13 protein-coding genes are annotated in these 14,199 nt (G+C 72.0%); 3 read left to right on the top strand and 10 right to left on the bottom strand.

Annotation, left to right across the window (positions count from 1 at the left end; genetic code table 11):
• A partial coding sequence (locus G6R24_RS11095; RefSeq protein ID WP_163549176.1) for a nuclear transport factor 2 family protein occupies positions 1 to 241 on the bottom strand: 241 nt, incomplete at its 3' end.
• A gap of 115 nt (positions 242 to 356) precedes the next feature.
• Here G6R24_RS11095 and G6R24_RS11090 point away from each other — a divergent pair.
• Positions 357 to 1,028 carry a TetR/AcrR family transcriptional regulator gene (locus G6R24_RS11090; protein ID WP_163549175.1) on the top strand — a complete coding sequence of 224 codons (672 nt, stop codon included), beginning with the start codon at positions 357 to 359 and terminating at the stop codon, positions 1,026 to 1,028.
• Positions 1,029 to 1,158: 130 nt separating this feature from the next.
• Positions 1,159 to 2,094, top strand: a complete 936-nt coding sequence (locus G6R24_RS11085; RefSeq protein WP_163549174.1) for a methyltransferase domain-containing protein — start codon at positions 1,159 to 1,161, stop codon at positions 2,092 to 2,094.
• A gap of 152 nt (positions 2,095 to 2,246) precedes the next feature.
• On the opposite strand, the gene G6R24_RS11080 is transcribed toward G6R24_RS11085, so the two are convergent.
• Positions 2,247 to 3,863 carry an MFS transporter gene (locus G6R24_RS11080; protein WP_225438391.1) on the bottom strand — a complete coding sequence of 539 codons (1,617 nt, stop codon included), beginning with the start codon at positions 3,861 to 3,863 and terminating at the stop codon, positions 2,247 to 2,249.
• Between the two features lie 130 nt (positions 3,864 to 3,993).
• On the opposite strand from G6R24_RS11080, the gene G6R24_RS11075 reads away from it, so the two are divergent.
• A complete protein-coding gene (locus G6R24_RS11075; RefSeq protein ID WP_163549173.1) occupies positions 3,994 to 5,142 on the top strand; it encodes a helix-turn-helix domain-containing protein in 1,149 nt (382 codons plus the stop codon).
• A gap of 180 nt (positions 5,143 to 5,322) precedes the next feature.
• Here the strand turns inward: G6R24_RS11075 and G6R24_RS11070 are convergent, their stop codons facing one another.
• The 8 genes from G6R24_RS11070 to G6R24_RS11035 form a co-directional block, all read right to left on the bottom strand.
• Entirely contained in the window at positions 5,323 to 5,775 is a 453-nt protein-coding gene (locus G6R24_RS11070) for a dCMP deaminase (RefSeq protein WP_163549172.1), read from the bottom strand.
• A 103-nt stretch (positions 5,776 to 5,878) separates the two neighbouring features.
• Positions 5,879 to 7,096: a cytochrome P450 gene (locus tag G6R24_RS11065; RefSeq protein ID WP_163549171.1), complete on the bottom strand. Its 1,218-nt coding sequence runs from the start codon at positions 7,094 to 7,096 to the stop codon at positions 5,879 to 5,881.
• A complete protein-coding gene (locus tag G6R24_RS11060) occupies positions 7,077 to 8,363 on the bottom strand; it encodes an aminotransferase class I/II-fold pyridoxal phosphate-dependent enzyme (RefSeq protein WP_163549170.1) in 1,287 nt (428 codons plus the stop codon). The genes G6R24_RS11065 and G6R24_RS11060 overlap by 20 nt, the downstream gene beginning before the upstream one ends.
• Positions 8,360 to 9,436 (bottom strand): aldo/keto reductase, encoded by a 1,077-nt coding sequence (locus tag G6R24_RS11055; protein WP_163549169.1) that lies wholly within the window; start codon positions 9,434 to 9,436, stop codon positions 8,360 to 8,362. The genes G6R24_RS11060 and G6R24_RS11055 overlap by 4 nt, the downstream gene beginning before the upstream one ends.
• Positions 9,433 to 11,166, bottom strand: a complete 1,734-nt coding sequence (locus tag G6R24_RS11050; RefSeq protein ID WP_163549168.1) for a carbamoyltransferase family protein — start codon at positions 11,164 to 11,166, stop codon at positions 9,433 to 9,435. Before G6R24_RS11050 ends, G6R24_RS11055 begins: the two co-directional genes overlap by 4 nt.
• Positions 11,163 to 12,431: a class I SAM-dependent methyltransferase gene (locus G6R24_RS11045; protein ID WP_163549167.1), complete on the bottom strand. Its 1,269-nt coding sequence runs from the start codon at positions 12,429 to 12,431 to the stop codon at positions 11,163 to 11,165. The genes G6R24_RS11050 and G6R24_RS11045 overlap by 4 nt, the downstream gene beginning before the upstream one ends.
• Positions 12,432 to 12,447: 16 nt before the next feature.
• On the bottom strand, positions 12,448 to 13,437 hold the full coding sequence (locus tag G6R24_RS11040) for an iron-containing redox enzyme family protein (RefSeq protein ID WP_163549166.1): 990 nt from the start codon (positions 13,435 to 13,437) through the stop codon (positions 12,448 to 12,450).
• Positions 13,418 to 14,199, bottom strand: a 782-nt coding sequence (locus G6R24_RS11035) for a phytanoyl-CoA dioxygenase family protein (RefSeq protein ID WP_163549165.1), incomplete at its 5' end; no start/stop codon positions are given. The genes G6R24_RS11035 and G6R24_RS11040, both read right to left, overlap by 20 nt.

The following is a 14,199-nucleotide window of genomic DNA, read 5'->3' as shown; positions in this document are numbered from 1 at the left end:
GGGGCAGACCTTTGACCCACACATCGCGGACGGTGAGCTTCAGGGTGGGATACAACCGTCCGAGCCGATGAAACCAGCGGCGAAGCGCGTCCTTGTCGTGCCGCTCGCCACCGAGCGGATGGTCTCCCCCGAAGCGGTGACGAATGTCTTCGGTACAGGTCCTGAGGATGGTCTCGTAGTCCTTGTCGTTGACACGTTCGAAATTCCGGGTGGCGATACGTCTGACTATGGCGTGATACACCGGGAGTCCTCCCTCGACCAGCCTGATTGACACTGTCAGTCGGGTTCAGTCTGATCAGGCTCCTTGACACTGTCAAGCGACCGGTGGTGGTATCGCCTCCGTGGAGAAGCCGAACGTGTCCCCGTCCACCACCAGGCAGCGGCTGCTGGCCGCGGCCCGGGCGGAACTCACCGAGCGTGGCCATGCGGCGATCAGCCTGCGCGCGGTCGCCCGGCGGGCCGGCCTGTCCCACGCGGCACCGAAACACCATTTCCACGACCGCGCCGGACTACTCACCGCGATCGCCACCGACGGCTTCAACACTCTGACCGGGCAGCTTCGCCAGATCCACGGCTCCAGCCCCGAGGAACACCTGGCCGGGCTCGGACGCTCCTACATCGACTTCGGCCTCGCCAACCCCGCGCTGTTCGACCTGATGTTTCGGCCCAGCGAGCTGCATCCCGAGGATCCCGTCCTGCAGACGGCGCAGGCAAGCGCGCTCGGCATCCTGGGCTCCGCCGTCCGCCACCTCGCGCCGACGGAGCCGGCACCGCGGGACGTCCCCGCCCTTACCCTCATCAGCTGGGCGCTCGTGCACGGCCTCGTCACGCTCAGCCGCAACGGCTCCCTGCGGCCGGCGGCAGCCACCGGCACCGCCGACGCGGACGATGCCAACGCCGATGACGCCGATGACGCCGACGATGCCGACGATGCCGACGATGCCGAGCTTGCCCGCCGGCTCGGCGACCTCTTCAGTGCGTACCTGGCGCGGGTACTCGCCGGGGAGCCACCACGGCAGACGCCCTGACCGGACACGCACAGCCGTCGCGGTGACGGGGCCCGACACGTGACCTGGAGCATGCCGGGGACGGCTCGAAAGAGGTTCGCGGCACCGCTGAACAGGACATGTCTTCAGGGACCGGAAGGAGCACCACCTGATGCAGCCGTCCTCGGCCAGCAACCTCAGCACGCCCGTTCTCGAGCACAGCGTTCCACCGAGCCGTCCGTCGGCATCCGACGGCGAGGCCCGGGTGCTTGCCGTCGTCGACGGGCCAGGAGCGGCGGACTACACGGACACCGCCGACTACGTGGCGCACACGGCGACCCTGCGGGGGATCGTCCGCCAGCGGCTGGTCACCCGTGCGCTGGTCGAGCACCTGCCGCCCGCGCCCGCGCGGCTGCTGGACATCGGCGGTGGGAACGGCGTGCAGGCGTTGGAGTTCGCCCGGCGGGGATACCACGTGACCGTCTGCGAGCCCGACCCGCGCATGCTGGCCGCGGCGCGACGTGGGCTGGCCGACGCCCCCGAGTCGGTCCGTCGACGCGTCGAACTGGTCGAAGGAGACGGACGCGACGCCGTCCACCTGGTGGGGGCTGGCTGGGATGCCACCTTCTGCCATGGCGTCATCATGTTCGTCCCCGAGCCGGCGCCCCTGTTGAACGTCCTGGTCGAGCTCACCCGGCCCGGCGGGATCATCTCCGTGGTCGGTAAGAACGGCCCGGCGCTCGCCCTGCGGGCGGGACTACAGGGTCGCTGGCAGGACACCACCGCGCTGCTCGGTGACCCCAGCCCCACCGGCCCCACCGGCACCACCGCGGACGCCCGGCCTGACGGCGCCGCCGGATCGGGCGGCCAACCAGCGGTGACGCTACCGCCCGGCGACGATCCGGCGAACGTCGCCGACATTCTCACCGCCGCCGGGACACGGTCACTCGCCTGGTACGGCATCAGGACCTTCACCGACCATCTCGGCGACATTCCGCCAGGGCCGGACGTGGACGCCGTCGTCGACGCCGAGTGGGTGGCCGGCGCCCAGGACCCCTACCGCGGCATCGCCCGTCTCGTTCACCACATCCACCGCCGGATCGGATAGCACGGCACACAGGGGGCGTGCGGCCGGGGGGCGGTGGCGGTCGCCGGTTTCGTCGTGGCCGCCCTGGCCGCTTTCGTCCTGATCACCAGTGGTGCCGGTGCGGTGGACGGCGGCAGCCCGCGGTCGTCGACCACCGCCGGCGGCTGATCCGCCTACGCCGGGGCCGATCCGGCGGCTGCCGGCAGGCCGGCGCCCTGGGACGACGCTGCCACGCGGTCCTGCGCCAGGTCCCTCAGATCCGCCAGGTCCGCGCGGTCCGTGCGCCGGGGACGACCGGGGCGCACGAGGAAGACGGTGACCAGGACGACCACGACGGCGGTGACGGCGGCGTTCACGCCGAGCGCCAGGTGCAGACCACCGAGAACTGCATCGGCCGGCGAGTGGTCGCCGTCGGCGCGCAGCGTGTTGGTGCGGGCGTTCGCGACCGCCGACAGGACGGGGATGCCCAGGGTCAGCGCGACCTGCTGCGTCAGCGTCGTCAGGCCCGTGGCCAGGCCCTGCTGGTCGTCACGCAGGCCGGAGGTGGCGGTGATCAGATAGCCGACGATGCCACAGGCGTGCCCGAAGAAACCGACGACCGAGGCGACCAGAAACAGCGTCAGGGAACCGCGGTCCGGCCCGACGAACACCAGCGCGAGCGCGCACAGCCCCTGCAGGACCAGACCGAACACCAGCAGCGGCTTCGACGGGATGACCGTGAGCAGCCGGGGCGAGATCATTCCCGCGGTGAACGCCGCGGCCCCGGGAACCCCGAAGATGAGACCGGTGGTGACCGCCGAATAGCCGAGCACCTGCTGCAGGTAGAGCGTCATGACGAACACGATCGAGCTGCCCAGCGCGAACACGCCGAAGCCGCCGGCACTACCCCAACCGACATGGCGCATCCGCAGGACGTCTATCGAGACCAGCGGATGCGGGCTGGACCGTTCGACCCGCCAGAAGACGACCAGCAGGGCGAGGCCGAGGCCGATCGCGACCCACACCCACGGATCCGACCAGCCGTCCTCGCCGCCGCGGGACACCCCGTAGACGAAGGCGACGAGACCCGCGGTGACCGTGAGCGCACCCGGAATGTCCAGGCGCTGTCCCGACGTGCCGCGGTCGAGCGGAATGACCCGCGGCGTCGCCACGAGAATGGCCAGCGCGACGGGCACGTTCACCAGAAACGCCCAGCGCCAGCTCAGATAGCCGGTGAGCAGTCCACCCACCAGCGCGCCGACGGTGAATCCGGCGGGCAGCAGGGCACCGTTGAGGCCCAGCGCGCGGCGGCGCACCGGCCCGTCCGGAAAGGTCGTGACCAGCAGCGACAAGGCCGCGGGGACGACGATCGCCGCGGCCAGCCCCTGTCCGACCCGGGCGACGAGCAGCTCCACCGGGGACTGCGCCAGCCCGCCGAGCAGGGACGCGACCACGAGCAGGCCCAGGCCGATCAGGAAGAGCCGGCGACGGCCGGAAAGGTCCGCGACCCGGGCGAACAACAACGTGAACCCTGCGGACGGCAACGCGAACGCGGTCGCGATCCACTGCAGGTCACCGTCGCCGAGGCCGACGCCGCTCCCGATCGACGGCAGCGCCACGTTCAGAATCGAGAAGTCGATCGCCAGCATGAACTGGCTACCGAGCAGCAGCACCAGGGCGAGCTGCTGGCGACGGGTCATCCGCGACTCGGCGCTCGGCGGCTGCGACCCGGCCGCTGGCACGTCGGCTGCCAGGCCAGGTCCGGACGATCCGGATCCCGCCGTGTGCGGGGCGAGGGAGGATTCGGTCATGCCTCTGCACACTGCCGCCGGATCGTCACGATAGCCACGCCCCTGCGATTACCATCCCTGCCGAGGGTGGCAATGGCAGGGTCACCCTGGGACGGATTATCCGGCCAGGTGGTCGGGGACAATAGCCGCCATGACCGAACTCGGCGAGTTCCTTCGTTCCCGCCGCGCTCGGCTCACCCCGGCCGATGCCGGGCTGAGCCGGCCGGGTGACCGCAGGCGGGTGCCCGGGCTGCGGCGCGAGGAGCTCGCGCAGCTCGCCGGAGTCAGCGTCACCTACTACACCCGTCTCGAGCAGGGGCAGAGCCGCAACGCCTCGGACGCGGTCCTGGACTCCCTGGCCCGGGTGCTGCTGCTCAGCGACGACGAGCAGGCGCACATGCGCTCGCTCGCCCGGCCGGCCCGAGCCGCGCGACGCTCGACGCGCCCCGAACGGGTTCGACCCGCCATCCTGCAGCTGATCGGCACGATGCGTGACGTCCCGGCGCTCGTGCTCGGCCGACGCACCGACGTCCTCGCCTGGAACCGGCTCGGGCATGCGCTGATCGCCTCACACCTGGACTTCGCCGCGCCGTCACAGTGCGCCATCCGGCCGAACATGGCCCGCCTGATCCTGCTCGACGCGCACACCCGCGACCTGTACGTCCACTGGCGGCGCAAGGTCGAGGACGTCGTCAGCTACCTGCGCCTGGCCAGCGGGCAGCATCCTGACGACGCGGCGCTCACCTCGCTGATCGGCGAACTGTGCGTCAACAGCGCGGACTTCGCGTCCACCTGGGCACGCCACGGGGTGCGCGACTGTGGGCCTGGCCGGCGCGAGTTCCGCCATCCGCTCCTCGGCGAGCTCTCTCTCGCCGAGGATATCCTGCGGCTGCAGGACGACCCCGGCCAGCGGCTGGTCCTGCTGACCCCCGAACCCGGCTCGACGAGCGCCGAGCGCCTCGCCCTGCTCGCCAGCCTGCACGCCCCCGCCCGCGCCGCCGGGCACCGCGTCGTGCAGGTCACGCTTCTCGCCGACCACGACACGATGATCCGCCGCATCCACCGGCGAGGAGAAACCTCTCGCAGTTACAGCGGTCGCCAGCTCGAACGTTCCCTCGACGCCCTGCGGGCCCCCGAGTTCGCCCGCCACCTCCCCACCGACACCCTGTCGATCTCCGCCGTGGCGGACGACATCGCCACCCACGCCGGGTTCACCCTCAGCCCCGACACGTCCCCGCGCCTCGTCCGACAGGGACACCAGCTCGCCGTCCAGCTACGCCACATCCGCCTGGGCGCCTGAGAACCAGTAGTCCGTTGGCCTTTCTCACCTTCGATCCCGAACCCGGCTGGCGAAAAGGAACAGATAAGAGAGACCACCGACGCGGACGGAAAGCGCTATCCGCTGGCCGATCTGGCTGTTTTCGAAAAAGTGGTCCCGTGCGACTCGCTCATCGTGTTCATTGCCTAGAAACAAGAGGTTTCAGAGCAGCAGGTGGGCGTTCATGGCGCGGGCCCGCTCGGCGAGTTCGGGCAGTTCGGCGACGGTGACACCGGCCGCGGTGAGCAGCTCGTAGCCCTGGCAGTCGGCGACGAAGAGACCGGGTTCGCGCCAGGCGATGACCACCCGGGGGATCTTCGCCGCCAGGATGAGCTGGGTGCAGGTACGTGGCCGGGAGGTGCGCTGGGAGCACGGTTCCAGGGTGCTGTAGATCGTCGCCGTGGCGAGCCGCGGGTCGTCCGGGTCGATCTTGGCGAGAGCCGACTCCTCCGCGTGCACCGCGTCGTCGACCTCCCGGGAGAAGCCGTAGGAGATCTCCTCGCCGTCCTCGCCTACGAGGACGGCCCCCACCGAGTAGGCACCGGTGGCGGGTGGACAGCGGTGGGCGAGTTCGATCGCCCGGGTCATCCACCGCGGGTCGTCGAGCTGGGGCATGGGATGAGTTGTCCTTCCCGTACGTGGCGCGCCTGCGGTACCTCAGCGGCAGTCTGCCAGCCGGTGTCGGCCTCCCGCAGCGACCGCGGGCCGGATTGTCGGGTCAGGTGAGGATCAGGGTCTGCGGGTAGCGCTGGTACTGCTCGTCGGACCAGGTGACGGTGGCCGGATCGCACCTCGGCCGGGGGATGTGCCGGTGCAGGGCGGCGAGGGCGAGGGTGGCCTCGGTGCGGGCGAGGCCGGTGCCGACGCAGGCGTGCGGGCCGGCACCGAAGCCGAGGTGGCGGTTGGGGCGACGGTCGATGCGCAGCCGGTCGGGGTCGGGGAAGGCGCCCGGGTCGCGGTTGGCCGCGGCGAGGGCGAGCAGGAGCGTGTCGCCGGCGGCCAGGTCGTGGCCGGCGATGGTGATCGGCTGGTAGACGGCCCGTAGTGCGATGCAGGCCGGCCCGTCGAAACGCAGGATCTCCTCGACGGCGAGCGGCAGCAGGTCCGGCCGGCCGCGCAGCAGATCCTGCTGGTCGGGGAAGGCGGACAGGGCCAGCACGCCGTTGCCGATCAGGCCGGCGACGGTGTCGTTGCCGGACAGGAACAGCAGCAGGACCGTCGCGACCAGCTGGTCGTCGTCGAACGCCGCGTCCGGCCCGGTGTTGCCCGCGGTGAGCCGGCCGAGGACGTCGTCGGTGGGCCGTCGGCGTCGGTCGTCGAGCTGAACGCGCAGATAGTCGGCAAGGTCCGCCAGCGCCGTCTCGGCGCCGCGGCGGGCGGCCGGCTCCGCGTCCGGCTCCAGGACGGCGGTGATCGCCCGGGACCAGCCCGCGAGACGTTCGACGCCGACGTCGGTCAGGCCCAGCGCGAGCGCGGTCGCCACGACCGGAAACGGTCGCGCGAAGCTCGCCATCAGATCGAAGGATCCGCCGACCGCCGACGGCATGGCCGCCGGTGCGGCGGCGAGCAGGTCGTCCGCGGTCTGGATGAGCCGTTCGCGTAACCCGGCGACCGAGCGCCGGGTGAAGCCAGGGGTGACCAGCGATCGCCACACCGCATGGACCTCGGGCAGGCGCACGCCCATCCACTGTTCGATGTAGTGCTCCGCGAGGCCGTCGCGGCCGTAGGGGCGAAGGTCGGCGTAACCGCGCAGACGACGCAGGTCCTTGCCGACCCGGTCGGTGCGCAGCAGCAGGTCGACCTCGCGGTGGCCGACGACGAGCCACGCCCCGTCGACGGTACGGTGCAGCGGCCCGGCGGCGCGCAGCCGGGCCCAGCCGGGAAACGGGTCGCTGCGCCAGGCCGGCTCGGCCAGGTCAACCGGGTGGACCGGCATCCGACCTCCCACCGCGCGCGAGGGCCGCGTCCCAGGCGGCGCAGGTGACCGTGAGCCGGTCGAGGGCCGCGGTCAGGACGTCCGGCGGGCAGCCGAAGGACAGGCGCACCCGCCGTCCCGTCCGATCGCCGAAGGGCGCACCGTCGGCGAGGTCGACACCGGCGGCCAGCAGTCTCGACCGCACGTCGGCCCCGACCTGCGCGCCCGGGAACTCCGGGTCGGCGAGCGGACCGTGGGCCCGCAGCCAGGCCAGGTAGGTGGCCTCCGGCGGACTTCCGGTCAGGGCGGGGACGTAGCGGGTCAGATGGTCGAACAGCAGGTCGCGGTTCGCGGTGAGGTGTGCGCGGGTCGCGGCGAGCCAGTCGTGGCCGCCGTCCCAGGCGGCGGCGCTGGCAATCGCGGCGACGACGGACGTGGTGCCGGTGAGCGCCGCGGGCACGGCGGCGAGCCGGCCGGAGAGCTCCGCCGAACCGGCGTGGACCGCGGCGCAGCGCAGACCGGCGAGGTTGAACGCCTTGGACGCCGACAGGACCGTGACCGTCCGCGCGTCCAGCCCGCCGCCACCGGCGGCACGGGCGGCACGGGCGGCACGGGCGAAGCAGAGATGTCGGTGGCCGGGATGGACCAGATCGGCGAACACCTCGTCGGACAGGACGAACAGCGTCGGATGACGGGCCACGCGGGCGGCGAGGGCGTGCTGCTCGGCGGCGGTGAACACCCGCCCGGTCGGGTTGTGCGGGCTGGTGAGGACCAGCAGCCGGGGGGTGTCCCGGGCGAGCAGAGCATCAAGCGCGTCGAGGTCGTGGCGGTGGCCGGCGTCCTCGTCCAGCAGTGGCCAGGGCACCAGCCGGCGCCCGAGTTCGCCCACCGCCCGCAGCACCGGCGGGTAGGACGGGGTGAGCACGGCGACCGCGTCCCCGGGGTCGGTCAGGGCGAGGATGGTGACGGCGACGGCGTGGACCGCACCGGAGCGGCTGGCTTCGGTCAGCCAGTCGTGCTGGTCGGCGAGCCAGCGGCGCAGGCTGTCGGTGGCGAGGTCGAACGCGTCGCCGTAGCCGAGATGGCCGCCGGTGACGTAGTCGGTGACGGCGTCGACGACGCACGGTGGTGGGGCGGCGTCCAGTTCGGCGAGCCACAGGCCGACCGCGGCGGGGGCGGTTTCGCGGGCGAGCAGCGAGTGCGTCCCGCGGCGGTAGCGCGGCGTCCGTGGCGGCATCGAACCCGGTCGCGGGTCGGCGGCGCCCCCACCCTGCGTTCGTGGGATCACCAGGCCTCGAAGCGGCCGATGAACGACTCGGGATAGTCCCAGTCCGGTTCGGAGACGGCGTCGATGCGGGCGGTCTCCTCCCGGCTCAGCCGCAGCCGGGCCGCGGCCAGGTTCTGCTCGAGCTGCTCGGCGGTACACACCCCGACGATGACACTCGCGACCGGACGCCGGGCCAGCACCCAGGCGAGCGCGACCGCGGCCACCGGCACCCGGTGGTCGGCGGCGATGCCGCGTAGCGCGGCGAGCACCGCCCAGGTGCGGTCGGTGTCGTGGCCGGCGAGCTCCTCCTTCCACAGCGCGAGCCGACTGCCGTCGACGGGTTCGCGACCGCGTTCGTACTTGCCGCTGAGCAGGCCGCGGGCCAGCGGACTGTAGACGGCGACACCGAGCTCGAAGTGGCGGGCGGCGGGCACCAGCTCCCGTTCCACCCCGCGGCCGACCGCCGACCAGGGCAGTTGCAGGCCGACCGGCGCCTCGTACCCGCGGGCGCCGGCGACGCACACCGCCTCGGCGACCCGGTAGGCCATGAAGTTCGACAGTCCGACGTAGCGGACCTTCCCCTGTCGGACGAGGGTGTCGGTGGTGGCCAGCGTCTCGGCGATCGGCACCGAACGGTCCTGCATGTGCAGCCACAGGACGTCGAGGTAGTCGGTACCGAGCCGGCGCAGCGACCCCTCGACCGCCCGCAGCACCGCGCCGCGGGACAGCCCGTAGCTGCTGGCCGGCGGTGCCCCACCACCGGCAGCCCCACCCCCACTGCCATCACCAGCGCCACCAGCGCCACCGGCACCGCTGTCGGGGACGGCGGTCGGGAAGCGGACCTTGGTGCACAGCACCACGTCGTCGCGGCGGGACGCGAGCAGCCGGCCGAGCAGATGCTCGCTCTCGCCGTAGACGTTGGCGGTGTCGAAGGTGTCGATCCCGGCGTCGAGGGCACGGGCGACGATCCGGGCCGCCTCGGTGGCGTCCGCGCCGATCGCGCCGAACGCCGCGTTGTGTCCGAGGGTCATCCCGCCGAGGCTCAGTGCGCTGAACCGCAGCCCCGAGCGTCCGACCGCCCGCCGCCCGATCACCCGGCCCTGCCGAGCGGCCCGGCCCCGTCCGGCCCGGGATCGTCCGGCCCGCCCGCAGTGGACCTGGCGCCATCGGACCTGACGCCAGCGGCCTTGGTGACCCAGAAGCCGTCGATGCACAGGACGGGGATGGGAGCCTCCGCGAAGGCCCGCACCGCGTCCAGCGGGGTTTCGACGATCGGCTCGCCGCGCAGGTTGAACGAGGTGTTGATGACCAGCGGCAGGCCGGTGTGCCGGCGGAACTCGCGCAGCAGCAGGTGCAGCGCCGGATTGTCGGCCTCGGCGAGGGTCTGGACCCGGGCCGTGCCGTCGGCGTGCACGATCGCCGGGGCGAGTTGCGCGGTGCGCGGGCGGACATCCGGGGTGAACAGCATGTACGGCGAGCGGGCGCAGTCGAACCAGTCACCGGCCTCCTCCTCGAGCACCAGCGGCGCGAGGGGACGGAACGCCTCCCGTGACTTCACCGCGGCGTTGATCCGCTCCCGCATGTCGACGGTGCGCGGATCACCGAGCAGACTGCGGTGCCCGAGCGCCCGGGGGCCGATCTCGGAGCCGTCCTGGAACCAGGCGACGAGCTCACCGGCCGCGATCCGCCGCGCGGCCCGTTCGGCACACGCCCGCAGCCCGACCTCCTCGACGGTGGCGAGCCCGGTGATCTCCTCGAGTGCCGCGAGCACCTGCTCACGCGGGTAGCCGCGGCCCAGACACGGGGTTGCCAGACCGGACGCGGGCCCGCCACGGTGCAGGACGTGCGCCCCGTAGTAGGCGGCGCCCATCGCGATCCCGTTGTCGGCGGCGGCGGGAAAAACCCAGACCCGGGAGAATCCGGCCTGCTCGAGAATCTTCTGGTTGGCGACGCAGTTCAACGCGACCCCGCCGGCCATGCACAGCGTGTCGCTGCCGGTGAGCTCCCGGGCCCGGCGGGCGTAGAACACGCCGATCTGTTCCAGGACCGCCTGGAAACTCGCCGCCATGTCGGCGCGGTCGGCAAGCTCCGTGGACCGGTAGGGCTGCATCGCCCGCCAGATCTGGTCGTTGTCGATCTCCACCTCGTCCGCACCGAAACTGATGTGTTCGAGAATGTGTTTCTGGTAGCGCGGCTCGCCGTGCCCGGCGAGGCCCATCGCCTTGCCCTCGTCGACGACGCTGAACCCGGACAGCAGGGTGGCGATCCGGTAGAAGATGCCGGCGGAGTTGGCCATGTGAATGTCGGCCTTGACGCCGGAGACACGCTGCAGGGTGTCGATACGCGCCTCGGTTCCCGCGTAGATCGACATGGTTTCGAAGGCATCGCCGGACGTGCTGTCCCCGTAGCCATCCATGATCAGAATGGCCGCGCTGGTCGCGCCGGAACCGAAGAACGCCGAGGCGGCGTGGGCGAGATGATGGTTGAGGTAGACGGCGCGGTCGGCGAACGGGAACGCGGTGTGCAGCGAGCTGCCGATCCACAGCGACACCTGCGACTCGTCGATGCCCGCGGCGGCCAGGCAGTAGTCGGTGAGACGGCGCATCCGGGCGTCGTGGAACCCGGCGGTGCCGCCGACCAGGTCCAGCTCGCGGTAGACGGCGGCGTCCCAGCGGTCGCGGCCGGCGAAGTCGAGTGCGTACCGCTGCCGGGTGAGCCGTTCCTCCTCGATCCCGACCAGCGGCGTGGTGCCGCGGAACAGACAGGCCGACCGGTCGTGCACCGAGTCGGAGAAACCGACGATGTACGGCTGCGCGCTGCTCACCGCCGCGCCACCTCCGCTTCCATGATCAGGGAGAAGGGGCGGTCGGAGACAGTGAGCTCGTTCGCCCAGGAGTAGTCGAGCGCCGGGTCGGCGATCAGGCTGTCCCCGGCCGTGCACCGGCGTACCGCGGTGAGACCGGCCGTGTGCAGCAGGTCGGTCAGCGTCGGTTCGTCGTAGCCGAACCGGTGGCGGTCGGCGACCCACGGGAACTCCCCCGCCCCCGCATAGTGCAGAAAGGATGCCAGCAGCGTCGGTGCCGGAGCCCGTTCCCAGCGCTGCTCGAAGCGGCGGAAGAACTCCGCGTCGTTGTCGACGTAGGCGACGAGAAACGACCGGATGTCCGGCACCACCACGCGCAGCAGTCCGCCGTCGCCCAGCACCCGGCGGCATTCCCGCAGCACGTCGAGCGCCTCGACGGGATACTCGAGATGCTCCAGCAGATGGGCCAGGTAGATCGCGCCGGCCGCACCGTCGTCGAAGGGCAGCCCCAGCCGCACATCCGCCCGCAGGTCCGCCGTCTCGTGGTAGAGGTCGACGTTCACCCAACCCGGCAGCCGGTGCTCCCCGCAGCCCAGATGCAGCCGAAGCGCCGCACCCGCCGCGCCCGTGCCGGTGAGCGCCGCGGCCTGCCTCGTCGTCCGCTGGCGCTCGGCCGCGGCCAGCCGGTCAGCGGCATCCCGGACCAGGAAATGCAGCGTCGGCACCAGCAACGCCGGTGCCGACGGGACCGGTGCCGGCCGGGTCGCCGGCCCGGTTTCCACGGCCCGCGGCGCAGCGGCGTCGGTGTCCACCGGACGGGCGGCGAGCCGAGCGCGCAGGCGCACCACTTCGGCCAGCAGCCCCGCCAGCACGTCGTCGGTCGCCGGCCCGGGGTTCCCATCCGCCCCATCCGCGCTGCCATCCGCGGTGAGCAGGCCACGGTCGACGGCGTGGCGCAGCGAGGCGGACGCGGCCGGCCGACGTTCGGGTGCCCAGCGCGCGAGCCAGGAGCGGAGGCTGCGAGGCCGGCGAAAGTAGGTGAGCAGATCCAGGGTCGCGCTCGACGGGGAACGCAGCACGACGGCCGTGTGCACATCCGTGGCCCGCAGCACCGTGTACGACCCGCCGAAGCCGACGACGGCGACCTGGGGGCTGGTCCGGTACAGCACCTCGGAACCGTCCTCGCCGCCCAGGTCCGCATCGCCGCCCAGGTCCGCATCGCCGTCGGCCGGGGCGTCGAGCCTGATCCGCCGCGGGGCGCCGGCAGTGACCGTGGCGTCCGCCATCACCGGCTTCCCGCGATCACACGCCCCATGCGACCGGCCCTGCCTCGGCGCCGTAGAACTCCTTCATCTCCCGATAGCAGCCGTGCTGGACGGCGATGAAGGATTCCAGCTCGGCACAGATCCGGCGTTGTTCGGCCGCCGACAGCGTCGCCCGTTCGGCGAAGACGGCCTGCGCGATCGCGGTGTGACCGGATTCCTCGTCCTCCAGTTCGTGACCGCGAAAGGGCAGCAGCGCCTCGGCCGGCAGCAGGTCGAGTGCGATCAGCTCGTCCCAGCCCTTCTTGATCGCGGTGTCGGTCTTCGGGCTTTCGTTGACGGCCGCGCAGACCGCGTAGGAAAGCAGATCGGTGGCTGCGAGCGTGCGCAGGAAGTTGATGACGCTGCGGGTAGCGGGCAGCGGCGCGCTGCCCTCGATCGTCTCCTCGGACAGGCCCGCGGCGACCAGACCGGCGCGCAGCGTACGACCGTGGTCCGCCTCGTCGTTGAACAGCCGGACGAGCGCCTCGCGCACCTGCGCGTCGGCGACGTGGGCGACAGCAGCACCCAGGTGCACCGGCGCGGACGCGACGAAATGGTAGGTCTCGACCAGGGTGCCGAGCAGGAACCGGCGGTGCGGCGGCGCGCCGAGCAGCTCGACCTCGCTGCTCATCGCGGTGCGCAGGGTCCGGCCGCGGGCGACGGCATGCTCGGCGAACAGCCCGGCCGGCACCTGCGCCCGACGGGTGTCACGCAGGATGCCACGGGTGTAGAGCGCGGTGACGGTGGCGCCGACGGTCGCCTCGGGCGCCGCCAGCCGCCGGGCGATCTCCTCAATGGTCGTCTCGCCGTCACACAGCTCGAGGATCCGAGCGGTGCGCAACGCGGTGCGGCCGGTGAAGCGGAACTCGCACCAGCCGACGTCGATCCGGTCGACGGCGTCCCCGGCCAGGTCGACCGCCACACTCGGTTCCGGCGCGGCCGTACCCGACAGCGACAACGACAGTTCGTCAGACTTCGGTATCCGCATCGCTCTCCTGCTCGCGGTCGGGACGGCTGCTCATGCTCAGCAGCTCGGGTGGCGCCAGGGTCGGATCAAGAATCCGCAGGTCACCCGGGCTGTAACTGGTAATGGAGACCCGGCGGCGCAGGGTTGAGGTGTTGTGTTCGGATGCGTGCAGCAGCAGACTGTGGAAGATCAGGCAGTCCCCCGGTTCCAGCGGGACGTAGACGGCGTCGCGTTCCCGCCCGGCCGGGTCGACCTGAAGCTCCCAGTCGACCTTGTGATGCTCGGCGACCTGGCGGTGCGAGCCGGGCACGACCTGCAGGCAGCCGTTCTCCGGCGCCGCCCGGTCAATGGCGATCATTGCGCTGACCAGCCGCATCGGTCGAAACGGCCAGTAGACCGCGTCCTGATGCCAGGGCTTCTCCTGCCCCACCCGCGCGGACTTGAGCATGAGGGCATCGTGGTAGAGCTCGATGCGCCGGCCGAGCACCAGGTGCAGCGCCGCGAGCAGGGCCGGCTGGGCCACCAGGGAGTGGAACAGGACGTCGGAGAGCTGACCGAAACCGGTGATCTTGCGGACGGGTGTGCGGCCGGTCGCGTCCGGCAGATCCTCGAGGTCGTAGGACGGGTCCCGCGGGCTCCTTTTGCCGATGACCCGGACGTTCGGCATCGGACGCAGGTCCGCGACGACCCGGTCGATCTCGGTGGAGCATCGCTCGACCTGCGCCGGCGAGAGCAGCCCCGGCAGGACAAGCAGGCCGGTGCGTGCGAAGTACGCGGCGGGAC

The sequence above is a fragment of the Candidatus Frankia nodulisporulans genome (assembly GCF_902806475.1).
Classification (GTDB): Bacteria; Actinomycetota; Actinomycetes; order Frankiales; family Frankiaceae; genus Frankia; species Frankia umida.
Note: the sequence above shows the minus strand (reverse complement) of the source record. Positions and strands in the feature narration are given on the sequence as shown.

What these genes read in the sequence shown, in the direction of transcription:
- G6R24_RS11085 (WP_163549174.1), top strand. Translation starts at nt 1,159, where the DNA reads ATGCAGCCGTCCTCGGCCAGCAACCTCAGCACGCCCGTTCTCGAGCAC.
- G6R24_RS11080 (WP_225438391.1), bottom strand. Translation starts at nt 3,863, where the DNA reads ATGACCGAATCCTCCCTCGCCCCGCACACGGCGGGATCCGGATCGTCC.
- G6R24_RS11075 (WP_163549173.1), top strand. Translation starts at nt 3,994, where the DNA reads ATGACCGAACTCGGCGAGTTCCTTCGTTCCCGCCGCGCTCGGCTCACC.
- G6R24_RS11070 (WP_163549172.1), bottom strand. Translation starts at nt 5,775, where the DNA reads ATGCCCCAGCTCGACGACCCGCGGTGGATGACCCGGGCGATCGAACTC.
- G6R24_RS11065 (WP_163549171.1), bottom strand. Translation starts at nt 7,096, where the DNA reads ATGCCGGTCCACCCGGTTGACCTGGCCGAGCCGGCCTGGCGCAGCGAC.
- G6R24_RS11045 (WP_163549167.1), bottom strand. Translation starts at nt 12,431, where the DNA reads ATGGCGGACGCCACGGTCACTGCCGGCGCCCCGCGGCGGATCAGGCTC.
- G6R24_RS11040 (WP_163549166.1), bottom strand. Translation starts at nt 13,437, where the DNA reads ATGCGGATACCGAAGTCTGACGAACTGTCGTTGTCGCTGTCGGGTACG.